Here is a 21,858-nt window from a genome sequence, read left to right as displayed (position 1 = left end):
ATCCGATCACCCGTTTGGGGCGCGCCGCGCACGTTTGGGGCGCACGACCCACGCCCCGAACGCCTCTCACGCGCCCCAAACGCGGAAGGACGCCGAACAGCCGGCGACGAATGCCTGAACACGATGGGAAAACTGGCGAGATCACGCGCCACACTCAGACACTCCGCGCGCGGTTCCTGGGAATCCGCTGGGTGGAACGCTAGCCTCACGACGAGGAAAGGAGTCCGCCATGTCGGATACCACCATCCCGCCCACCGCGGTGAACAGGCTCGTCGCGGAGGCTCTGGGAACGTTTCTGCTCGTCTTCGGCGGTGTCGGCACCGCGCTGTTCGCGGCCAACTTCCCGGCGGACGCCGAGAGCAACCCGCTCGGTGTCGGGTTCGTCGGCGTCGCGCTCGCGTTCGGCCTGACCGTCGTCGTCGGTGCCTACGCGTGGGGTCCGGTCTCGGGCGGCCACTTCAACCCCGCGATCACGCTCGGACTCGCCGCCGCCGGCCGCTTCGAGTGGAAGAACACGATCGGCTACATCATCGCGCAGCTGATCGGCGGCGCGCTCGGCACGACGCTCATCGTGCTGATCGGCATCTTCGGCACGGACGACTGGCTCGCGAACGCCCAGGACGGCGGGTTCGCCTCCAACGGCTACGGCACCGGCGAATTCGGCTCCCCCGGCGGTTTCGGTCTCGGGGCTGCCATCATCGCCGAGGTGCTGCTGACGGCGATCTTCGTGCTCATCATCCTGGGTGTCACCCACTCGACGCGCGGCACCGCGGCACTCGCACCTCTCGCCATCGGCCTGACGCTCACCCTCATCCACCTCATCTCGATCCCGATCGACAACACGTCGGTGAACCCGGCACGTTCGATCGCGGCGGCGATCTACGGCGGCCTCGAGCCGCTCTCGCAGCTGTGGGTGTTCATCGTATTCCCGATCGTCGGCGGCCTCCTCGCCGGCGTCCTGCACCGCGCGCTCTTCGAGCCCAAGGGCACCCTGCCGCCGGTGCAGGCCACCGCGCGCCTCCCCTAGGCACGGCACGCATCGCAGAGCGGCCCGTCCCCTTCCGGGGACGGGCCGCTCTTGCGTGACGCGAGGTCAGACGAGATCGAAGCGATCGAGCTCGGTCACCTTGCCCCATGCCTTGACGAAGTCGCGCACGAACTTCTCGTTCGCGTCGTCCGAGGCGTACACCTCGGCGACCGCGCGCAGCTCGGAGTTCGAGCTGAACAGCAGGTCGACGCGGGTGCCGATGCCGACGGGCTCGCCCGAGCCGTCCTTGGCGCCCGAGAACGCGTGGGCTCCCGGGTCCAGCGGCTTCCACGTGGTGCCGAGGTCGAGCAGGTTGACGAAGAAGTCGTTCGTCAGCACGCCCTTGCGGTCGGTGAAGACGCCGTAGTCCGAGTCGTCCCAGTTCGCGCCGAGCACGCGGAGGCCGCCGACGAGCACCGTGAGCTCGGGAGCACTCAGCGTGAGCAGGTTCGCCCGGTCGATGAGGTGGTGCTCCTCGGGCATGAACGCGCGCGGCCCGTAGTAGTTGCGGAAACCGTCGGTGATCGGCTCGAGGAACGCGAACGACTGCTCGTCGGTCTGCTCCTGCGTGGCGTCGGTGCGGCCCGGGTGGAAGACCACCTCCGCTTCGACGCCCGCGTCCGCGGCTGCCTTCTCGACCGCCGCGTTGCCCGCGAGCACGATGAGGTCGGCCAGCGACACCTTCTTGCCGTCGGTGCGGCCGTCGTTGAACGACGCCTGGATCTGCTCGAGCTTCGCCAGCACCGTCTGCAGCTGAGCGGGCTTGTTCGCCTCCCAGTCCTTCTGCGGGGCCAGGCGGATGCGGGCGCCGTTGACGCCGCCGCGCTTGTCGCTGCCGCGGAACGAGGATGCCGCCGCCCACGTCGTCTCGACGAGCTCCGAGATGCTCAGGCCCGACGCGAGGATCTGCGCCTTGAGCGCCGCCGCATCGTCGGCGTCGATCAGGTCGTGCTCGACGGCGGGAACGCGGTCCTGCCACAGCAGCTCCTCGGCCGGCACCTCGGGTCCGAGGTAGCGGTCGATCGGACCCATGTCACGGTGCGTCAGCTTGAACCAGGCGCGGGCGAACGCGTCGGCGAACGCCTCGGGGTCGTCCTTGAAGCGGCGCGAGATGGCGTCGTATGCGGGATCGGTGCGGAGAGCCAGGTCGCTCGTCAGCATGCGCGGCTCGCGACGGCCGTTCGAGTGCGCCAGCGGCACCATGTCGGCGCCGCCGTTGTTGATCGGGCGCCACTGGTGACCGCCGCCGGGGCTGCGCATGAGCTCCCACTCGTACGCGTAGAGGATGTGGAAGAACTCGTTGTCCCAGCGGGTGGGGTGGTAGGTCCACGTCACCTCGAGGCCCGAGGTGATGGTGTCGTCGCCGTGCCCGGTGCCGTGGTTGTTCTTCCAGCCGAGGCCCTGCTGCTCGAGGCCGGCCGCCTCGGGGTTGTCCTCGATGTTCGTGTCGGGTGCGGCGCCGTGCGTCTTGCCGAACGTGTGGCCGCCCGCGATGAGCGCGACGGTCTCCTCGTCGTCCATCGCCATCCGGCCGAAGGTCTCACGGATGTCGCGGGCCGAGGCCAGCGGGTCGGGGTTGCCGTTGGGGCCCTCGGGGTTCACGTAGATCAGGCCCATCTGCACGGCCGCGAGAGGCTTCTCCAGCTCCCGGTCGCCCGAGTATCGCTCGTCGTCCAGCCAGGTGGTCTCAGGGCCCCAGTAGACGTCGGCGTCGGGCTCCCACACGTCGACGCGACCGCCCGCGTAGCCGAACGTCTCGAAGCCCATCGACTCGAGCGCGACGTTGCCCGCGAGGATCATGAGGTCGGCCCACGACAGGGACTGGCCGTACTTCTTCTTGACGGGCCACAGCAGGCGGCGGGCCTTGTCGAGGTTGACGTTGTCGGGCCAGCTGTTGAGCGGAGCGAAGCGCTGCTGACCGGCCCCGCCGCCTCCACGACCGTCGGTGACGCGGTAGGTGCCGGCGCTGTGCCAGGCCATGCGGATCATGAGCGGACCGTAGTTGCCGAAGTCCGCGGGCCACCAGTCCTGCGACGTGGTGAGCGTCTGGGCGATGTCGGCCTTGACCGCAGCGAGGTCGAGCGCCTCGAACGCCGCCTTGTAGTCGAAGTCCTCGCCGAGGGGGTTCGCGACCGCGGGGTTCTTGGCCAGGATCTTGAGGTTCAGCTGGTTGGGCCACCACACGCTGTTCGCGTTGCCGGTGGTCGGGTGCGGCTGACCGCCGTGGATCACCGGGCAGCTCTCGGACTCGTTCGGGCGCGGGCGCGTCTCGCCGTCCGCGCGCTCGTCGACCGGCGTGTCGATCGGCGTGACCGCCTGGTCGGCGTCGGTGGGGTTCTCGCCGATCTCCGGGATCGTGTCGTTGGTGTCGGTCATGAGCTTCCTTCCAATCGGGATGGGCTATCAGAGGGTCGGGCAGGGTGTCAGGGGCGCGTGGCGGCGACCGGCTCCGTGGCGCTCGCCCGGGCCGTCACGCAGGCGGGGCACACGCCCCAGAAAGTCACCTCGGCGGCCTGCAGGGCGTAGCCGTGCGCGTCGGACGGCGTCAGGCAGGGCGCCTCGCCCACGACGCAGTCGACGTCCTGCACGGCGCCGCACTCGCAGCAGACGAGGTGGTGGTGGTTGTCGTCGACGCGCAGCTCGAACAGGCCGGGGCGGCCCGCGGGCTCGATGCGGCGCGCGAGCCCGGCGTCGACGAAGTCGCCGAGCGCGTTGTACACCGACTGCAGGCTCGTGCCGGGAATCGTCCGCGCCACGATGCCGAACAGTTCGTCGGCGCTCGCGTGAGGGCGCTCGACGAGGGCCTCGACGACCGCGCGCCGTGACTCGGTGACCCGCAGCCCGGCCGCGCGCAGTCGTGCCGCCGTGTCGACCGCGTGGCTGTCGACGGTGGAGTGGGCGGGCATGCCTTCAGCCTACCGTTGTTTTGATCCATTCAAAACAGTGATATGCGCCATTCGTCGCCCCTCCCCCGGGCGTTCACTTGCGCTGAACGTACGCGATTCCCGCCGCGGAGCGTACGTTCAGCGCAAGTGAACAGGGATGAAGGCCGCAGGCGGCGGGTGGGAAGTGGTGGCGCATGGATGCCGGGAGTCAGCCCGCGACGAGGGTCGGGGTGCCCGCCTCGTACTCGGTGAGGTCGCCGCTCTCACCCAGGCGGTGCGCGCGGCGGCCCACCACCAGCATGTAGACGAGGAACAGCGCGAGCGCCGCCGCGCCGATCCCGATCTTGAGCGGCCACGGCCACGGCTGCGCGGTCACGAAGCCCTCGATGATGCCCGAAACGCCGAGGGCGATGACGAGCCCGATCGCGATCGTCGCGAGCGACCGGCCCGCCGCCGCCAGCGACTCGCCCCGCGAGCGCGGACCCGGCGCGACCCAGGCCCAGAAGATCTGCAGCCCTGCCGCCCCGGCCACGAAGATGCAGGTGAGCTCGAGCAGGCCGTGCGGGAGGATGTACAGCACGAAGACGTCACCGCGATCGAAGGCGGTCATGATCGCCGCGGCCGTGCCGACGCCGACCGCGTTCTGCACGAGCACCATGACGGGCCACACCCCGGTGATGCCGAACAGCACGCACTGCGCGGCGATCCAGGCGTTGTTGGTCCAGACCGTGCCGGCGAACACCGCCGCAGGGTTCTCGCTGTAGTACTCCGTGAACTCGTTCTCGGCGTACTGCTCGAGTTGGGCCTCGCTGCCGAGACTCGCGACCAGCGCCGGGTCGCCGGCCACCCACAGCGCCACGACGCCGGCGACCGCCACGAAACCCAGAGCGATGGCCAATGTCGCCCAGCGCACGCGGTACAACGCGGCCGGGAGCTGCAGCGCGAAGAATCGCGGGATCTGACGCATGACGTTCTCGGGTGCGCCGGTGAGTCGCAGCCGCGCCCGCCCGAGCATGGTCGAGATGTGGTCGCCCTGGATGCTGCGTCCCGCCGATGTCTTCGCGTCGGCCAGGTCGGCCGATGCCGCTCGATAGCGCGTGACGAGCTCGTCGACCTCTGCGCCCGAGAGACGCCGGGATCGGCTGAGTTCGTCGAGTCGCTCCCACTCCTCGCGGCGGGCGGCCGTGAGCGCGTCGAGATCCATGTGTTTCACTGTAGCCATGACCGCTGAGCGCCCCGCGATCGTCGACATCCATCAGGACGAGGTGCTCACCGGCGAGGCCGTCGCGCTGGACGTGCAGCCGCTCGGCTACTTCCTTCGGGCGCTCGGCGTGCTGATCGACATGGTGCTCGGCGTCGTCGTGCTGCTCCTGTTCGCCTGGGGCGTCGGATGGCTGCTGAGCATGGACGCCGTGGATCCCGCCGTGGTGCCGATCCTCACGATCGTCGTCCTGGTGCTGGTCATGGTCGTGATTCCCACGGTGGTCGAGACGACCACCCGCGGGCGCAGCCTCGGACGCCTCGCGGTCGGCGGGCGCATCGTCCGCGTCGACGGCGGAGCGGCGGGTTTTCGCCACGCCTTCATCCGGGCACTCGTCGGCGTCTTCGAGCTGTGGTTCACGGTCGGCGCCGTCGCCGCGCTGGTCGGCGCCTTCACACCGCGCTCGCAGCGGCTGGGCGACCTGCTCGCCGGCACCTACTCCGAGCGCACGCGAACCCCGCGACTGCCCGACGTCAACCTCGGCATCCCTCCGATCCTCGCCGAGTGGGCGGCGGTGGCGGACGTCGCACGCTTGCCGGAGCGGCTCTCGCGGCGCCTGGCGCAGTTCGCACGTTCGGCGGTGAACATGGAGCCGTCCGCACGCGCGCGGGTCGCGGCATCCCTCGCGCAGGAGGCGGCCGAGCACGTGTCACCTGTGCCGGCCGTCGACGACGAGACGTTCCTCATCGGCGTCGTCGCCGTGCGACGCGAGCGAGAGCTGCGGGCGCTGCAGCTCGAGACCGCGCGTGCGGATGCGCTGGCGGGTCCCGTGGGGTCCGCGCCGCGCGGGTTCCCGGAGCGGTGAGGCGCCTCCCGGCGCCCGCAGGGCGACCGGGTGAGCCGTCAGTAGCGGTAGTGGTCGAGCTTGTACGGGCCCTCGACCGGCACGCCGATGTAGGCCGCCTGCTCGGGGGTCAGCTCCGTGAGCTGCACGCCGAGCGCGTCGAGGTGCAGTCGCGCGACCTTCTCATCGAGGTGCTTGGGCAGCGTGTAGACGGCGGTCGGGTACTCGTCGCGCTTGGTGAACAGCTCGATCTGGGCGAGCACCTGGTTCGTGAACGAGGCGCTCATGACGAACGACGGATGCCCCGTCGCATTGCCGAGGTTCAGCAGCCGGCCTTCGCTCAGCACGAGCACGCTGCGTCCGTTCGGCAGGCGCCATTCGTGCACCTGCGGCTTGATCTCGACCTTCTCGACGCCGGAGAGCGACTCCAGCGCGGCCATGTCGATCTCGTTGTCGAAGTGGCCGACGTTGCCGACGATGGCGAGGTGCTTGAGCTTCAGCAGATCGTCGGTGGTGACGACGTCCTTGTTTCCGGTCCCCGTGATGACGATGTCGACCTGGCCGGCGACATCCGCCAGGCGCGCCACCTGATAGCCGTCCATCGCCGCCTGCAGCGCGCAGATCGGGTCGACCTCGCTCACGATGACGCGCGCGCCCTGGCCCCGGAGCGCCTCGGCAGCGCCCTTGCCGACATCGCCGTAGCCGCACACGAAGGCCACCTTGCCGCCCATGAGGACGTCGGTGGCGCGGTTGATGCCGTCGGGAAGGGAGTGGCGGATGCCGTACTTGTTGTCGAACTTCGACTTCGTGACCGAGTCGTTCACGTTGATCGCGGGGAAGAGCAGTTCGCCTGCCGCCGCCAGTTCGTACAGCCGGTGGACGCCGGTGGTCGTCTCCTCGGTCACGCCGAGGAGGTCCGCCGCCATGCGCGTGAAGCGCTGCGGGTCGCGGGCGAGGCTGACGCGCAGCGTGTCGAGGATGATGCGGTACTCGGCGTTGTCGTCGGCGACGGCATCCGGAACCGCGCCCGCCTTCTCGAACTCGACGCCCTTGTGCACGAGGAGGGTGGCGTCACCGCCGTCGTCGAGGATCATGTTCGGACCGTCGAAGCCCTCGGCCGACCAGTCGAAGATGCGGTCGGCGAGGCGCCAGTACTCCTCGAGGGTCTCGCCCTTCCACGCGAACACCGGCACGCCGGCCGGAGCGTCGACCGTGCCGTCCGGGCCGACGACCACGGCCGCGGCGGCTTCGTCCTGCGTCGAGAAGATGTTGCAGCTCGCCCACCGCACCTGGGCGCCCAGAGCGACGAGGGTCTCGATGAGCACCGCGGTCTGCACGGTCATATGGAGCGACCCGGCGATCCGCGCACCCTTCAGCGGCTGCGACGCACCGAACTCCTCGCGCAGGGCCATGAGGCCCGGCATCTCGTTCTCGGCGAGGCGCAGCTGATGCCGTCCTGCTTCGGCCAGCGAGAGATCGGCGACCTCGTACTCGAACCCCTCAACGGAGTCGGAGACTGCAGAGGTGGAGAGCGTGGCGGCAGGCGTGTGGGTCGGCATCCGCCCATTCTCCCACGCCGGCTCAGGCGCGGAGCGTCTCGTGCCGCACGACCACCCAGCCCTTGGGCACCGACAGGCGGTCGGTGTGGATGGCGCAGAGGTCGTGCGCGTGAGGATCTCCCCCGGCGCCGAGCGGCCCCAGAGCCGCCATCTGGTCGCCGTAGTCGTAGGTGAGCGTCGACACCGCCTCACGGGCGCAGCCGACCTTGGAGCAGACTCTCTCGCGCATCGGGTCGACGCTATCGTGCACAGGTGACGCGGGGACGGATGCCGCGCCGCAGCGTCCCCGGCCCACCTCTCGGACAGCTCGGAGACCTTGGGCCTGAGCCGGACGGAGCAGGTCGGCGGACCGGTTCTAGGATGGGGAGCATGGCGTGGCGGCGTACCCGGACCAGCGAACGCACGCAGCCGCGTGCGTCCCGTCACGGACGCCACGGCCGGGAAGGACGCAGCCCCGTCGTGCGGCCTCCCCTGCCACCGCTCGACACACGGGTCGATCGCTTCGACCTCTCGGTCGGCACTGCGGCGGAGTTCCTCCGCTCGGCGTGGCCGGAACTGCGCGACGTGCGGTTCGAGGTGGCCGACATGCCGGCCGCGACGGACGACGACGGCATCCCCCGATGGACGGTGCTGCCCGACGCGGGCCGCATCATCCTGTACCGCCTGCCGATCGAGCGCCTCAGCCACCTGCATCGCGATGACGAACTGCACCGGCGCATGCTCGTCGAGGGCGCCGTCTTCCGGGCGGCGGCCGAGTACCTCGATCGCGACCCGTGGGACCTCGGCCCGGAGCGCTTCCGGTACTTTTGACGCGGCCCGGATCAATGCGAGCGCCAGCGAGCGTCGATGCGAGCCGGGTCAAGGTTGAGCGAGCGAAGCGAGTCGAAACCCACGACGGCGGGGCGCCGGGAAGCTCGCCTCAGGGGTAGACGACGACCTCGGGAGTCGCGATGTCCGCGGGCCATACCGGCACGCCCGCGAGCGCGCCGTCGCCCGCGAACGACAGGCCGGCATGCACCGGCGCCTCGGGCTCGAGCCGGTACACGGTGCGCGGCGAGAGTCTCACCGCGATAGACCCCTCAGCGGGCACCGTGAGCGTGATCGGCGACCCGCCGTCGATCGCGGTGACCGCGACGGCGACCGGTTCGCCCGACGGATTGACCACGGAGAGCGACGGCGTCGGCCCTCCGGGCGTGGCGAACAGGGATCCCACCGATACCTCAGGCGCCGGCGTGTACCAGGCGAAGTCGTCGCCCGCGCGGACGCCGGTCGCCTGCCGCACCGCGGCGACGACGGGCACGTCGGCGTCGATCGCGACAGTGTACGACCCTGCGAGAAGGGCGTTCAGCGCCAGTTCGAGCGGCTTGCCGGCCTCGAGCGCCACCTCCTCGGGTTCCCGCACCGGCTCGCCGGTGCCCACTGCGGTCACCGTGACACGGGCCGTCGCCGCGGCCGAAGGCGCCAGCATCCGCAGCACCGTCACGTCGTCGGCCGCCGCGTCCAGGGCGCCGCCCTCGTCGCCGGCCGCGCCTTCCTCGGCCGACCGACGCACCACGGTGATGCCGGTGATGACGTCCGATGTCGCGGCCTGCGCGACCGGACCGACCTGATCGACACCCCCGGGCGTGAGCGTGCGGGTGATGCTCGCCTGCAACGAGGCCCGGATCGGCGCGCCCACGGCGGAGACGCGCACCACCGGCGTCTCCTCGCCGAGCGCGATGCCCGCGAGCGGGACCACGCGCTGCGTGCCGGGCGGGATCACGAGATCCACACCTCCCGGCGGGGTCTGCGCCCCGGCTGCGCCGTACACCGTCAGCTGCACGGTCGCCGGAACCGTCCCCGGGTTCGTCAAAAGCACGAGGTCGGCGGCGCCGGTGGCACCCGAGCCGCCGACAAGCCATGAGTCCAGGAGCGGCGGGCGGCATGCAGAGGCTGCGAAGCCGGAAAGGTCGTCGGCCGATGCCGTCGCAGCGCCGATCGCCGCCACGTCGATCGCCCGCTCGCCGATCGGCGGGGCGGTGAACGCCAGGGGGCCGGGCCCGACGTCGGTCGTCTCGAGCCGCTGCTCCGCCGGCGGCGGGCCCTCGCCCACCCCGACGACGACGGACTGGGGGGCGGCGACCGTGATGGCGGCGGCATCCGCCGGATTGCGCCCGATGGCCAGCAGGGCGCCGTCGCAGGCGATCACCGACGCCGCAGGCGCCGGAGTGGCCGGCACACTCAGCGGTTCGCGCACCAGCGTCGGCCAGGGCACCGAGACGGCCGTGACGACGGCGATGACCGCGACGATCGACACAGCGGTGCCGATGAGCAGGCGGGCGCTCGTCGTCGCCCAGCGGAACACGCGTCGGTCGCTCATCGACCCTCCTGCCAGTGAGGTCCCACGACGCGCGGCGTCCGCCGGGCCTCGCGGATCGAGGTCGCCGTCGGCAGCGCGAGCAGCAGGGCGATGCCGAGGATCGCGAGCTGGCCGAATGCGATCCAGCGCCCAAGGCCGGTGACGGATGCCGGTTCCTCCGGTCGCGGCGCAATCTGGTCCACGACCCGCCAGAGCTCGCCCTTCGCGGTGTCGCCGACGACGACGAGCGTGTCGCGCTGAGCGAGCGCCGTCGTCGCCGACAGCCGCATCGTACGGGCGGCATCGCTCTCGGGCGGTGTGGTCGGCGCCAGCAGGATGAACCCGACGCCGCGGTCGGCGAGCTCGGCCACCACATCCTCCGACGACGGCGTGACCAGATCGGCGGCGAGTGCGGCGAGCTCCTCGTCCTGCGGGGTCGGCGTGGTGCGCGTGGACAGCGTGGTGGTCTGACCGCCGATGGTCTCGCTCGCACCCCACACGACCTGGGCGGCGATCCCGACGTCCGGCTGCGGCGTGAGCACGATCGTGCCCACATCCGGATCCTCGCGTCCTTCGGCGGCCACGAAGGCGGGAAGCGTGCTCGCCGGGCCGTTCGCGATCGTCGCGGTGCCGCGTGCGAACGCCGTGAGCGACGGCATCGCGAGGGTCACAGCGGCGGCGAAGACGAGAGTGGCCACGAGGCCCCGCACCAGCGCGACCCGCGGGGCGAGGCCGGCGTCGAGAGCGACGAGGGCGCCTCCGAGCGCGCCGAGCCACGCCAGGCTGAGCCCGGTTCCGGGCCACAGCGGCACGGTGAGCGATTGCACGAACGACACCGACACCCCCACCGCGGCGAACGCCGTGCCGAGGCCGAGCGCCGTGATCACCAGCAGCCCGATGCCGGCTGCCCACCGTTGCGTCAACGGCGCGGCGAGCGCGAGCAAGGCGAGCGGCACGCTCAGCAGCGGCACCCACCACGTCGGCCCTTCCGGCAGCAGGGTCGCCCATCCCGCGAGGTCGGAGGTGGGGATGCCGGCGGCCAGGAGGGCGCGGCCCGAGGCGTCCGGGGCGACCTGAGGTCCCGGCCATGGCACACCGGGATCCGCGACGAGCCCCCACGCGCCGGCATGCTCCAGCGCGTTCCAGACGAGCGGGAGCGCCAGTGCCACGGTGGGGATGAGCGTCCACACGAGCCGGGCGACGCCGCGGCCGGCCCGATAGAAGACGGCGAGGAGCACGGCACCGAACCACAGCACCAGCGTCGCCGGCGCGAGCGACGGTGCGGTCGCGAGCACCGCGGCGAGCAGGAGGGAGGCCGCACCGGCGCCGGCCCACGACCGATGCGCGACGGCACCCGCGTAGAACAGCCAGGGCAGCAGCAGGTGAAGGAGCACGCCGGTGGAGCGCCCCTGGGTGAGTGCGACGAGGAGCGCGGGCGACAGCGCCCACACCGCGCCGCCGAGCAACCGCAGGCTCGGCCGCTCGGTGACACGGGTCGCGGCGAACCATCCGCCGAGCGCCGCGAGCGGAAGCGCGAGGACCCACAGCAGCACGAGTGCCCGCGAGGGCGCCCACGGCCAGAGCGAACCGAGCACGGCTACCACCGCCGAGAACGGATCAGCCGGCCCGATCGTGTCGAGTCCCAGTGCGCGCTGCCCGTACGCGGCGTCGTTCCACAGCTGTCCGACCGTCGTCGCGAGCGGCTGGAGCGCGCCCCCGCCGAGCACGGGCCAGGCCAACAGCGCCGGGAACGCGGCGACCGAGACGGCGAGCGCAGCGAGGACGAGCCATGCGCCGCCGCCGGCGAAGAACCGCAGGTCGCTGCGCCGATGGCCGCCGATCGTGACCTCGGGATCGTCGTCGAGCCTCTCACGCAGCTCCGCCTGCGTCGTCCGCAGCGGAACAAGCTGCGCCCACGACGCCGCACGGGCGTGCGCGATCCGCCGACGGGCGCGCCATACCGGCACGATGCCGATGAGGGCCACCGCCGCGGCAGCCCATTCCGAGGGGATGCGGCCCGGCTGCTTGCGCACCAGGTCGACGATCGTGCGCCACAGGGCGAGCGGCAGCAGTGACAGCCAGTGCAACGGTGTGGCGAAGCCCGGTGCGTACGCCAACCGTCGACGCAGCTGGGCGACCCGCTCGGCGTAGACCGCACGTCGTCGGCGCTGCGGGGTGAGCGGCACGGGCAGGCCGGCGACACCGTCGCCCGCCGTGGCGACGAGGGCGCTCGGCACGAGCGACACGCGGCCGCCGGCCAGTCGCGCCCTCACACCGAGGTCGAGGCCCTCATCGGCGCCGGCCAGCCCGCGGTCCAGCCCGCCGAGCCGGTGCCAGGCGTCGGCGCGGACGAGGATGCCGCGCACGTCCGCGCCGAGCACATCCTCCTGGGCGTCGTGCTGACCTTGGTCGAGCTCGTCGTCGGCGAGACCCACCGTGCGGCCGAACCGGGTCATGCTCACGCCCAGCGAGACGATCTCGGAGCGGTCGTCCCAGCGCACCAGCTTCGGCGCCACGAAGGCGACCGACGGCGAGAGCTCGAGCGCCCCCGCCAGCCGCGCGAGCGCGTCCGGCTCCGGCGCGGTGTCCTGCGCGAGCAGCCACAACGCGGCGTCCTCGCCGCCAGGTGGCACGAGGGCGGTCGCCGCGGCGAAGCCCGTCGAGGCCGGCGCCCTCACGACGGACTCGGCGCCCGCGGCATCCGCGAGCTCGAAAAGATGGTCGTCGCCGCCGCAGACCACGATCGTGAGGACGTCCACGGGCCGCGACTGGTCCGCGACCGCGGCGAGAGTGCGTCGCAGGTGGAACGCCGCGGGCGTGCGTCCGTCCGGTCGCACCACGAGAACGGCGTGAATCCGATTCGACCCCTCGGCACGCGACGGGGCGGCAGCGGAGCGGGCGGTCTCCGAGGAGCCGTTGCGCTGCGCGAACGCGTTCGACGTGTCACCGTCCGACGACGGACTGGTCGGCGGCACAGGGGTCGGTGCAGCGGTGGGCATGTCCTGGTCAGCCTAGGCGCGCTGGTCCCTCACCCCGGGCGAACGCGCCGGGTCGGCCGGATCGAACCGGCCGACCGGCGTGCGTTTCAGCCCGCTCGACGCTTGAGCTTGCGACGCTCGCGCTCGCTGAGACCGCCCCAGATGCCGAACCGCTCGTCGTTCTGCAGCGCATACTCGAGGCATTCGCCTCGCACGTCGCACGACGTGCAGATGCGCTTCGCATCACGCGTGGAGCCGCCCTTCTCAGGGAAGAACGCCTCCGGATCGGTCTGCGCACACAGTGCGTCGGTCTGCCATGCGAGCGGATTGTCCTCTTCCGCGTCGATGTTGCGGCGAACCCCCGGTACCCCCAGTTGAACCGGATCGACGAACCAGTCGTCGGGAACGCCGGAACGGTATTGAGAAACCGTCATGTCGTTCTCACCCCCCGTGATCCTGCTCCACGCTGGTGCGTGTACGGATAATTACACCCGTGTAGTTCACCGAGGTCAAGTCGCAGATACTAAACGCTCAACCAAGTCTTGAACCTTCACGACGCGCCGACGGCGTGTCGCGCTGTGATAACGGTCCGATGAGAAAGCGCGTCGAGCGCGCGGTCAGCGCCCCGGGAGAGCGATGAAGAGCTCACCCTGCCCCGCCACCCGGAGGCCACCTTCGTCGGGGGTGACGAGGACGGCCGCCCCCGGAGCCAACGCGGCGACGCCGCCCGATGCCAGGCCCGTCACCTGCGGTGTCCCGCTGGTGGCGACGGCGATCGCCGGTCCGGCCAGCGGCACCTCGACACCCTCCGGGGCAGAGGTCACGGCGAGCAGCGCGAAGTCCTCGACGGGCACGTCGTACTGACGGATGCCGTGACCCAGCGCCCGCGCGTGGATCACGGGCGGCACTCCCGGTGTGGGGTCGAGCACGCTCACGAGCTCGGCCGCATCGACGTGCTTCGGCGTGAGACCGCCCCGCAGCACGTTGTCGCTCGCTGCCATCAGCTCCACCCCGAGACCGTCGAGGTAGGCGTGCAGGACGCCGGCGGGCACGAACAGCCCCTCACCGCGACGAAGCGTCACGAGGTTCATGAGCAGCGCCACCACGATCCCGGGATCGCCGGGGAAGCCGGCATCCAGCGTCCGTGCCAGCTCCAGCTCGGCGGCGAACTCGTCGGACTCGGCCGCGACAGCGGCGGCGATCACCTCGCGCGCGGCGTCGGCACCATCGGACAGGAGCCAGCCGATGACGGCCGAGAGCGAGGCATCCGCCCCCTCCAGCTGTTGCGCGAGCGGCACCGCACGCGTTCCGAGCCCGGCGACGAGGCGGCGCGTGGCATCGAGTTCGCGCAGCCCGGCCAGCGCGCGGAACGTGTCGCTCAGCGCCACGATCAGCTCGGGCTTGTGGTTCGCGTCGCGGTAGGTGCGGTCGGCGGCGTCGCGCGGGATCCCCGCGGCCTCCTCGCGCGCGAAGCCGGCCTCGGCCTGCGTCTTCGACGGGTGGGCCTGAATGGAGAGAGCGGATGCCGCCGCCAGCAGCTTCAGCAGATACGGCAGCGGCTCCTCGATGCCCGATGCCGCCCCGTCGTCGGCGATCCAGCGGTCGAGCGTGCGGCCGTCGGGCGTCTCGGCCGGGTCGCCCGGGTGATCCCCGAACCACACCTCCGCCTCGGGGCGGCCGGACGCCGCGCGTCCCTCGAGTTCGGCGAGCAGGGAGAGCGAGCCCCATGCGTAGTCGCGGGGGTCATTGGCAAGCGGAATCAGCACCCGGACAGCCTATGACGGGGCACTCGTCTGCGTCTGGTCGCCGATCGAGCGAAGCGACTCGATACGCCCGGGCTTCCTCGACGGCTCAGCGCGCTTCGTCTCACCCGTCTCTCGCTCGCTCGACGACCCGGATACGCCAGGGCCGCGCTGTACCCTGAGAGCGATGGCCGTCCACTCGAAGCATCCGGCGTCGGCGCCGCCGGGACCGCCGGTCCGCGAGAAGACCGGCCACCTCATGCTGCGCGGCTGGTGCATCTTCGTGCTGTTCATGTCGCTGTCCGGCACCGCCTGGGTGCACGCGTTCGGCGAACTCACCGCCACCGTGATCACCATCGCCGGCGGCGTGCTGTCGGCCGTGCTGTGGATCATCGTGCGCCCTCCCGTGCAGTGGCGGCGCCTCCCCTGGTTCGTGGTCGCGTACGTGGCGTGGGCGACGCTGTCGATCGCCTGGTCGGCGTGGCCGGCGGCGAGTGCACTCACCCTTCTGCTGCTGTGGATCACGACCCTGCAGGCGATGTTCGTCGGCAGCGTGCTCACCTGGCGCGAGCTCGTGCGCGCGGTCGCATCGGCGCTCAAGTGGACGATGGCGCTGTCGTTCCTGTTCGAGCTGTGGGTGTGGGTCTTCGTGCGCGCACCGCTGATGCCCGGCTTCGTCGTCGAGACGGCGGACGACCCGATCGAGTACTGGTCGCGCAACAACCTCTTCGAGTGGGACAAGCGCATCCAGGGCATCATGGGCAACGCCAATCTGCTGGCTCCCGTGGCGCTGCTCGCGATCATCGTGTTCGGCATCCGTCTCGCTTCCGGGGCGCCCCGGCGGACGTTCCTGTGGATCTGGATCGGGCTCTCGGCGTTCCTGTTCCTGCGCGCGGGATCGGCGACCGCCTACCTCACCGCCGGCGCGGTCGCCGTCGTCCTCGTCACGGTGCTCCTCATGCGCACCGCCACCAAGCCCGGTGAGCGCACCAAGTACTACGTCGGCTACGCGGTGGTCGGCATCGGCGGGCTCCTCGGACTGTGGCTGCTGCGCGATGCGATCTTCACCGCCCTCGGCCGCAGCGGCGACCTGACCGGCCGGGAGGGCATCTGGGAGGACGTTCTCGCCCGCGCGGCCGAGCGTCCCTGGACCGGCTGGGGATTCGCGACGCCGTGGGTGCCCTCGGATCCCGCGTTCGACGAATGGATCATCGACCACGGTCAGACCGTCATGCAGGCCCACAACATGTGGGTCGACGTCAGGATGCAGCTCGGGATCATCGGCGTCGTGCTGCTGGCGCTCCTCTACCTCGCCTTCGTGTGGCGCGCCTGGTTCTTCGCGGTCGACCGGCCGCGCTGGGATCTCCGCGCCGACCGCCCCTACTCGCCCCTCACGCTCCTGCCCACGCTCGTCGGTGCGATCCTTCTCGTGCAGGGCCTCGCCGAGTCCAGCCCGCTGCTGCTCTGGGGGTGGCTCTTCGTCGTCATGCTCGGCGCCAAGATCAAGCAGTCCCCGCACGTCGGCGTGGGACCCGCCGAGCAGAGCGCCGCGATCGAGCGCGGCGACGCCGTCGAGCGCGACGAGCCCGCCGGCAGGGAGCCCGGCTCCGGGGCCGGCGCGATGACGGCGGGAAGCCGCCCGGCAGGGCGCGACGCGTGACCGACACACCGCGCTCCGGATCGCCCGGGTGGCTGGGCGCGCTGCTGGACTCGGCATCCTTCGCCCGCGCCTTCACCCTCATCGTCTTCGCCACCGTCTTCTCCGCTCACGCGATCGAGCGGATCGCCGGCCACGTCACCTACGTGACCATCGTGGCCGGACTGTGCGTCCTGGGTCTGGCGGTCATGATCGCCCGCCGCCGCGAGATCTCGCTGCTGCGGCTGGTGCCCACGACCGTGCTGATCTTCATCGGGTGGGCACTCGCCAGCGTCGCGTGGAGCAGCGACGCGAGCGCATCGTTCTGGAGCTGGGTGTCGATGGCGGCGCTGGCGTTCCTCGCCGTCGTCATCGGACACGTGCGGGACACCCTGCAGACCGTCCGCGCGCTCGGGGACGTCCTGCGGCTGCTCCTCAGCCTCTCGCTCGCAGTCGAGGTGCTGTCGGGCGTGCTTCTGGACATCCCCTTCACCTTCCTCGGGATCCAGGGCAACATCGCCCAGCTGGGGCCGGTGCAGGGCATCTTCGGCACCCGCAACCTGCTCGGCTTCGTCGCCGTGATCGCGCTCATCACCTTCCTCATCGAGTACCGGACGCAGTCGGTGCGGCCCGGCGTCTCGGTGGCCTCGGTCGTGCTGGCCGGAGGCCTGGCGGCGCTCAGCGACTCCCCCACCGTCGTCGTGCTCGCGCTCGGCGTCGGCCTCGCCGTCGGCGCCCTCGCGCTCGTGCGCCACGCTCGCGCCGAGCGCCGTGCCGCCCTGCAGCTCGCACTCGGCGCTCTCGTCGTCGTCGGGGTGTTCGTCGGCTACGCCGCGCGGCATCCGATCATCGCGCTGCTGGGCGCCGGCACCGACTTCTCGATGCGCGTCGAACTGTGGAACTTCATGGTCGACATCCTCCGTCAGAAGCCGGTGCAGGGCTTCGGCTGGTTCGGCGTCTGGAACCAGCGCGAGTACCCGTTCAACGCCATCAACTTCTGGCTCGGCACCGACCACGCCACGGGCCTCAACGCCTACTTCGACGTGGCGCTGCAACTCGGGTGGCTGGGTCTCGTGCTGTTCCTCGCGGTCGGGGCGTTGGCACTGGCGCGATCCTGGCTCGTCGCCGGCGAGCGCCGCTCCGTCGTCTACGCCTGGACGCCGCTCATTCTCGTCACCCTTCTCATCGACTCCATGTTCGAGAGCTTCGTGCTGAGCGGGCTCGGCTGGCTCATGCTCGTGCTGTGCGCGGTGCGGGCGGGACAGTCGCGGTCGTGGCGCGAGCGGCTGGACAGCGGCACGGATGCCGGCGGCGGCGGGCCTGCGGAGGCGTCCGGGTTGCCGCATGCCCAGGGAGAAGGGGCGGCGGGGCTTCCTCACGCCCCGGATGAGCCGCCGCAGGCCCAAGGGTGACGTCTGGCTCAGGGATGGGAGAGTGCGGCAAGGTAGGCTTCTCTCCGGCCCGACGTCTCGGCGCCCGCCGCCTTTCTCCGGAGATCAGCCCCCGTGACCCACGTTCCGTCCGCCTCCGTGCAGTTCGATCCCGCCACCGCGACCATCGCCGTCGTGACCTACAACCGCTCGGGACTTCTGACGCGCCTGCTCACCAGCATCACGGAGATGGATCCCAAGCCCGGTCACGTCGTGATCATCGACAACGCGTCGACCGACGACACGACCGACGTCGTCGAGTCGTTCCGTGAGAGCCTCGAGCCCGCCACGCTCGTCTACCGTCGCATGGAGACCAACACCGGCGGCTCCGGCGGGTTCAGCGAGGGAATGCGGGTCGCATACGAGCTCGGCTCCCAGTGGATCTGGCTGATGGACGACGACGTCGAGGTGCTGCCGGACGGCCTCGCGAAGATGGGCAAGTGGGCACCTCGGTTCAAGAGCATCCAGGGCCGCCGTTATGACTACGACGGCAGCGAGTTCTACTGGCAGTACCGCATCGCCGAGCCCCTCGGCATCCCGATCCCCTTCGCTCCCGCCGCGTTCGACGAGTCGGGCTTCAAGCCGATGAACTCCGGATGCTTCGAGGGCATGTTCATCCACCGCGACATCGTGCAGCAGATCGGCCTGCCCGACCCGCGCTTCTTCATCTACTGGGACGACCAGACGTACGGCTGGCTCGCCTCACGCAAGACGAAGGCGGTGATCGTCGACGAGTTCGTGCTGCGTCGCACCCGCGAGATCAAGCAGTGGGACATGGGCATCCGCCACATGAACGCATCCTCGAACGCCTATCGGTACTACATCATGCGCAACCGCGCGCACATCAAGCAGTACTACCGGTCGGTCGGGATCTACAACCCGGTGGCCTTCGGGCTGGGCACGGCCCTGACCTTCGGCAAGGAGCTCATCCGTCTCGTCGCTGTGGAGCACACCTTCCGCGGCACGTCGAATCTGTTCCGAGGCCTGCGCGATGGGAAGAAGATCGCGAAGGATGCCTCGTGGCGCCCCATGCCGCCGCTCGAGGCGGTGGCCTGAGGGAAGCGCGTCGCCTCAGGCACCGGCGTGGGATCGAGGAGCGCTCACGGACGAACCTCGATCACGACGTCAGCGTCCGTGCAGAGCTCGGAGAGCTCGTCCGCTGTGCTCTCGGCACTCGTGACGATCCGCACCTGGCGACCCCAGGATGCGGCCGCTTCGCACGCCTGGGCAGGGTTCTCCGGGTCGAGGATGTAGGAGTAGAGACGGATCGGCTCGGACGCCGACGTGGACTCGAGCTGGAGCAGCCAGCTGTTGAGGAACCTGTCGCCGGACGGTCCCAGATGATCGACCGCGATGGTCGGGTGACCGGGCTCCGCCAGATCGAACAGTGTACGAGCGGCCGGTGATCCCCCTGCGGTCCCGGAGGCGGTCGCAATCGCGACCGGCGTGAGCAGGGAGTGGAAGAGCTGCGTCGGCGGCGGGACGAGGAGCATGAGTGATGTCGGGACCGCGAGCGCGGCGACTGCGACCCCGGATGCGGCGATCGGTCGACCGCGCAGGCCCGCCATCTCTCCCGCGAGCGAGGCAGCGAGCACCACGATCAGGAGCGATACGAACAGCCACGCGAACTTCACCGGGTAATAGCCCCAGAGCGAGGCTCCGGCGCCCGCGCGCTGACCGATGAGATACGCTCCCGCGACGACCGCGCCCGCGCAGACCGCGAGCACACCGACGAGGTTGTGCCGTTGACCGCGCTGCACGGCGTTGAGGATCGCCACCGCGACCGTCACGCTCATGATGGCCAGAACCACTGCCGGACGCAGTTGCATGATGCCGCCGTCCACTGCGAGCGCCGCGCCGTCGCGGCGCAGATCGGGCAAGGTCACGAAGGCCACGTAGAGCGGCACGGGGAGGACCGCGAGCACCAGTGCGAACCACCGACGATCCCCGGTCCGAGACCGGTGAAGCGAGGCCGTCCGCGAAACGATCGCGACCGCCGCGAGAGCGAACGGGATGATGGCGAGCGGCGCCCAGGTCGAGAGGAGCGCGACGGTCGCGAGGCTCAACGTGGCGGCGGCGGCGATGGGCGCGACGCGAGCCTCGAGCCAGGCGAGCCAGCTCGCAAGAAGCAGCAGGAGCGTGAAAGTCGCGTTGTAGAAGCCGAACTGCGACGCGAAGCCGAAGGTGAACCATGTCAGCGGCATCAATGCCGCGATGACCGCGCCGGCGATTCGCGCGGTCCGTGTGCCGCCGTGAACGCTCCGCGCGCCGATGAGCGCCGCCAGCAATGCCGCACCCAGACTCGCAAGCAGCCAGAAGACCGCGACACCGGAGACGTCGTGACGGAGGAGATCAGCCGGTGCGACCGCGTCGCGTCCGACTGCGATGGCCACCGCGAGCAGTCCAGGGGTCAGCGGAGACGGGTTCGGGTGCGCGATCGCGTCGAGTCCGCCGTCCGCCACGATGAGCCGCGTGGAGATCAGATTCCACACCGCATCGTTGTGCATGGCCCACTCGAGATCGCCCGAGTTGACGCTTCGCACGGCGACGACGACCATCAGCGCCACCGGGACCACGATGATCGGCACGCCCACCCGCAGGGCCCTCCCGCCGATCACGCGTGGGGAGCGGACCACGGCGAACGCCACGAGGCCGGCCACACCCAGAAGTCCGAGGATGATCGCCGCACCCGGCACCAACCCGAGCCCGAGCGACGGTGCGAACCGCACCATGAGAGCGATGAGGGCGATCTCGACGATCACGCTGGCCGCGATCGCGAAGGGCCATGACGTCCGCTGGCCTATCGCGAGAAAGAGGCAGAACAGCACCGCGAATGGCGCGAGCCACGGCGTGATGCCGAGCACGAAGAGGAGCAGTCCCGCCACCAGCAGGGACGCCGCAGATGCCATCCACGCGATGCGTGCCCAGGGTGGGGTGACTCCGGACACGTGCGCTCTCCTCTGATGGCGGCATTCTGCGGCCTATCAGGCGCTGACGACCTCAAACAGGGTAGACGATCCCGCAGGCGCTCCAAGTCAGCTGAGCTGGTTGTTCCACATCGAGAGCGCGGAGCCGATGGCCATGTGCATGTCGAGATACTGATACGTGCCGAGTCGGCCGCCGAACAGGACGCCCTGCTCGCTCTTCGCAAGCTCCCGATACGCGAGCAGACCGTTGCGATCTGCCGGCGTGTTGACGGGGTAGTACGGTTCGTCGCCCGTCCCGGCGAAGCGCGAGTATTCGCGGACGATGACCGTCTTGTCCGTGGGGTATCGGTCGGCGCGCTCGGGGTGGAAATGCTTGAACTCGTGGATGCGGGTGAAGGGCGTGTCGGCATCCGCGTAGTTCATCACCGACGTCCCCTGGAAGTCGCCGACCTGCAGGACCTCCTGCTCGAAGTCGAGGGTCCGCCACGACAGCGCGCCCTCGGCGTAGTCGAAGTACCGGTCCACGGGACCCGTGTAGACCACGGGGACCTGCCCGACGGTCGCCTGCTTGTTGAGCGGTTGCGCGTCGTCGAAGAAGTCCGTCGAGAGCTTCACGTCGATGTTCGGGTGATCGGCCATCCGCTCGAGCCACGCCGTGTAACCGTCGACGGGGAGCCCTTCCCACGTGTCGTTGAAGTACCGGTTGTCGTACGTGTAACGCACGGGCAGCCTGCTGATGACTTCCGCCGGGAGCTCCGTCGGCTCGGTCTGCCACTGCTTCGCGGTGTAGTCGCGGATGAACGCCTGGTACAGCGGCCGCCCGATCAGCGCGATGCCTTTCTCCTCGAGGTTCGCGGCATGCTGCGCGTCGTACTCGCCCGCCTGTTCGTGCACGAGAGCGCGGGCCTCCGAGGGTGAGTAGGCGGCCTGGAAGAACTGGTTGATCGTGCCGAGATTGATCGGCAAGGGATAGACGACGCCCTTGTGCGTCGTGTAGACGCGATGGACGTAGCTCGTGAAGGCGGTGAAGCGGTTGACGTACTCCCACACGGAGGGATTCGACGTGTGGAACAGGTGTGCTCCGTAACGGTGCACCTCGATGCCCGTCTCGGGCTCCTTCTCGCTGTACGCATTCCCGCCGATGTGGTTCCGACGATCGATGACGGTCACTTTCCGACCGGATGCCGCTGCCCGCTCGGCGATCGTGAGACCGAAGAAGCCGGAGCCGACGATGAGGAGATCCATGGCTCTGACCGATCTGGGATTGGGGGGGTGACCAACGGTTGCCTGG

The 21,858-nt window shown here is 70.4% G+C and carries 17 protein-coding genes; 6 read left to right on the top strand and 11 right to left on the bottom strand.

The window, feature by feature from the left end; genetic code table 11:
* Positions 1-229: 229 nt before the first annotated feature.
* On the top strand, positions 230-1,027 hold the full coding sequence (aqpZ, locus tag ABG085_RS05820; protein WP_347978475.1) for an aquaporin Z: 798 nt from the start codon (positions 230-232) through the stop codon (positions 1,025-1,027).
* A gap of 66 nt (positions 1,028-1,093) precedes the next feature.
* On the opposite strand, the gene katG is transcribed toward aqpZ, so the two are convergent.
* The 3 genes from katG to ABG085_RS05805 form a co-directional block, all read right to left on the bottom strand.
* Positions 1,094-3,403 carry a catalase/peroxidase HPI gene (katG, locus tag ABG085_RS05815; RefSeq protein ID WP_347978474.1) on the bottom strand — a complete coding sequence of 770 codons (2,310 nt, stop codon included), beginning with the start codon at positions 3,401-3,403 and terminating at the stop codon, positions 1,094-1,096.
* A 47-nt stretch (positions 3,404-3,450) separates the two neighbouring features.
* A complete protein-coding gene (locus tag ABG085_RS05810; RefSeq protein WP_347978473.1) occupies positions 3,451-3,933 on the bottom strand; it encodes a Fur family transcriptional regulator in 483 nt (160 codons plus the stop codon).
* A 187-nt stretch (positions 3,934-4,120) separates the two neighbouring features.
* The gene (locus ABG085_RS05805) at positions 4,121-5,116 is read right to left on the bottom strand and encodes a stage II sporulation protein M (protein ID WP_347978472.1); all 996 of its coding nucleotides are present in this window, start codon (positions 5,114-5,116) and stop codon (positions 4,121-4,123) included.
* Positions 5,117-5,132: 16 nt separating this feature from the next.
* On the opposite strand from ABG085_RS05805, the gene ABG085_RS05800 reads away from it, so the two are divergent.
* Positions 5,133-5,978 carry an RDD family protein gene (locus ABG085_RS05800; protein WP_347978471.1) on the top strand — a complete coding sequence of 282 codons (846 nt, stop codon included), beginning with the start codon at positions 5,133-5,135 and terminating at the stop codon, positions 5,976-5,978.
* A gap of 38 nt (positions 5,979-6,016) precedes the next feature.
* On the opposite strand, the gene ahcY is transcribed toward ABG085_RS05800, so the two are convergent.
* Positions 6,017-7,516 carry an adenosylhomocysteinase gene (gene ahcY, locus ABG085_RS05795; RefSeq protein WP_347978470.1) on the bottom strand — a complete coding sequence of 500 codons (1,500 nt, stop codon included), beginning with the start codon at positions 7,514-7,516 and terminating at the stop codon, positions 6,017-6,019.
* Positions 7,517-7,538: 22 nt separating this feature from the next.
* Positions 7,539-7,745 (bottom strand): DUF3499 family protein, encoded by a 207-nt coding sequence (locus tag ABG085_RS05790; RefSeq protein WP_163616793.1) that lies wholly within the window; start codon positions 7,743-7,745, stop codon positions 7,539-7,541.
* Between the two features lie 140 nt (positions 7,746-7,885).
* Here ABG085_RS05790 and ABG085_RS05785 point away from each other — a divergent pair, with 140 nt between their 5' ends.
* Entirely contained in the window at positions 7,886-8,326 is a 441-nt protein-coding gene (locus ABG085_RS05785; RefSeq protein WP_204318952.1) for a metallopeptidase family protein, read from the top strand.
* A 109-nt stretch (positions 8,327-8,435) separates the two neighbouring features.
* Here ABG085_RS05785 and ABG085_RS05780 read toward each other — a convergent pair whose 3' ends face one another.
* The 4 genes from ABG085_RS05780 to manA all read right to left on the bottom strand — a co-directional run bounded on the left by ABG085_RS05780 (position 8,436) and on the right by manA (position 14,598).
* The gene (locus ABG085_RS05780; protein WP_347978469.1) at positions 8,436-9,875 is read right to left on the bottom strand and encodes a DUF5719 family protein; all 1,440 of its coding nucleotides are present in this window, start codon (positions 9,873-9,875) and stop codon (positions 8,436-8,438) included.
* Positions 9,872-12,853 (bottom strand): glycosyltransferase, encoded by a 2,982-nt coding sequence (locus tag ABG085_RS05775; RefSeq protein ID WP_347978468.1) that lies wholly within the window; start codon positions 12,851-12,853, stop codon positions 9,872-9,874. Before ABG085_RS05775 ends, ABG085_RS05780 begins: the two co-directional genes overlap by 4 nt.
* 86 nt (positions 12,854-12,939) lie before the next feature.
* Positions 12,940-13,266, bottom strand: a complete 327-nt coding sequence (locus ABG085_RS05770; RefSeq protein ID WP_163616798.1) for a WhiB family transcriptional regulator — start codon at positions 13,264-13,266, stop codon at positions 12,940-12,942.
* Between the two features lie 183 nt (positions 13,267-13,449).
* Complete coding sequence (manA, locus tag ABG085_RS05765; protein WP_347978467.1) at positions 13,450-14,598, bottom strand: mannose-6-phosphate isomerase, class I; 1,149 nt, start codon at positions 14,596-14,598, stop codon at positions 13,450-13,452.
* A 163-nt stretch (positions 14,599-14,761) separates the two neighbouring features.
* Between manA and ABG085_RS05760 the strand changes: the two genes are divergently transcribed.
* From ABG085_RS05760 to ABG085_RS05750, 3 genes are all read left to right on the top strand, one after another.
* Positions 14,762-16,234 carry an O-antigen ligase family protein gene (locus ABG085_RS05760; RefSeq protein WP_347978466.1) on the top strand — a complete coding sequence of 491 codons (1,473 nt, stop codon included), beginning with the start codon at positions 14,762-14,764 and terminating at the stop codon, positions 16,232-16,234.
* On the top strand, positions 16,231-17,622 hold the full coding sequence (locus tag ABG085_RS05755) for an O-antigen ligase family protein (protein ID WP_347978465.1): 1,392 nt from the start codon (positions 16,231-16,233) through the stop codon (positions 17,620-17,622). Before ABG085_RS05760 ends, ABG085_RS05755 begins: the two co-directional genes overlap by 4 nt.
* Positions 17,623-17,715: 93 nt before the next feature.
* On the top strand, positions 17,716-18,696 hold the full coding sequence (locus ABG085_RS05750; RefSeq protein ID WP_347978464.1) for a glycosyltransferase: 981 nt from the start codon (positions 17,716-17,718) through the stop codon (positions 18,694-18,696).
* A gap of 44 nt (positions 18,697-18,740) precedes the next feature.
* Here ABG085_RS05750 and ABG085_RS05745 read toward each other — a convergent pair whose 3' ends face one another.
* Together ABG085_RS05745 and glf are read right to left on the bottom strand one after the other, a co-directional pair.
* On the bottom strand, positions 18,741-20,588 hold the full coding sequence (locus ABG085_RS05745; protein ID WP_347978463.1) for a hypothetical protein: 1,848 nt from the start codon (positions 20,586-20,588) through the stop codon (positions 18,741-18,743).
* Between the two features lie 87 nt (positions 20,589-20,675).
* Positions 20,676-21,812: a UDP-galactopyranose mutase gene (gene glf, locus ABG085_RS05740; protein ID WP_347978462.1), complete on the bottom strand. Its 1,137-nt coding sequence runs from the start codon at positions 21,810-21,812 to the stop codon at positions 20,676-20,678.
* Positions 21,813-21,858: the final 46 nt, after the last annotated feature.

This window comes from Microbacterium sp. ProA8, assembly GCF_039905635.1.
GTDB classification, from domain to species: domain Bacteria; phylum Actinomycetota; class Actinomycetes; order Actinomycetales; family Microbacteriaceae; genus Microbacterium; species Microbacterium chionoecetis.
The sequence above is the reverse complement of the archived record's forward strand: the minus strand, read 5'-3'. Positions and strand labels throughout refer to the sequence as shown.

Excerpts from the sequence above, each read along its gene's own strand:
- aqpZ (WP_347978475.1), top strand. The coding sequence starts at position 230 with ATGTCGGATACCACCATCCCGCCCACCGCGGTGAACAGGCTCGTCGCG.
- katG (WP_347978474.1), bottom strand. The coding sequence starts at position 3,403 with ATGACCGACACCAACGACACGATCCCGGAGATCGGCGAGAACCCCACC.
- ABG085_RS05810 (WP_347978473.1), bottom strand. The coding sequence starts at position 3,933 with ATGCCCGCCCACTCCACCGTCGACAGCCACGCGGTCGACACGGCGGCA.
- ABG085_RS05805 (WP_347978472.1), bottom strand. The coding sequence starts at position 5,116 with ATGGATCTCGACGCGCTCACGGCCGCCCGCCGCGAGGAGTGGGAGCGA.
- ABG085_RS05800 (WP_347978471.1), top strand. The coding sequence starts at position 5,133 with ATGACCGCTGAGCGCCCCGCGATCGTCGACATCCATCAGGACGAGGTG.
- ahcY (WP_347978470.1), bottom strand. The coding sequence starts at position 7,516 with ATGCCGACCCACACGCCTGCCGCCACGCTCTCCACCTCTGCAGTCTCC.
- ABG085_RS05790 (WP_163616793.1), bottom strand. The coding sequence starts at position 7,745 with ATGCGCGAGAGAGTCTGCTCCAAGGTCGGCTGCGCCCGTGAGGCGGTG.
- ABG085_RS05785 (WP_204318952.1), top strand. The coding sequence starts at position 7,886 with ATGGCGTGGCGGCGTACCCGGACCAGCGAACGCACGCAGCCGCGTGCG.
- ABG085_RS05780 (WP_347978469.1), bottom strand. The coding sequence starts at position 9,875 with ATGAGCGACCGACGCGTGTTCCGCTGGGCGACGACGAGCGCCCGCCTG.
- ABG085_RS05775 (WP_347978468.1), bottom strand. The coding sequence starts at position 12,853 with ATGCCCACCGCTGCACCGACCCCTGTGCCGCCGACCAGTCCGTCGTCG.
- ABG085_RS05770 (WP_163616798.1), bottom strand. The coding sequence starts at position 13,266 with ATGACGGTTTCTCAATACCGTTCCGGCGTTCCCGACGACTGGTTCGTC.
- ABG085_RS05760 (WP_347978466.1), top strand. The coding sequence starts at position 14,762 with ATGGCCGTCCACTCGAAGCATCCGGCGTCGGCGCCGCCGGGACCGCCG.
- glf (WP_347978462.1), bottom strand. The coding sequence starts at position 21,812 with ATGGATCTCCTCATCGTCGGCTCCGGCTTCTTCGGTCTCACGATCGCC.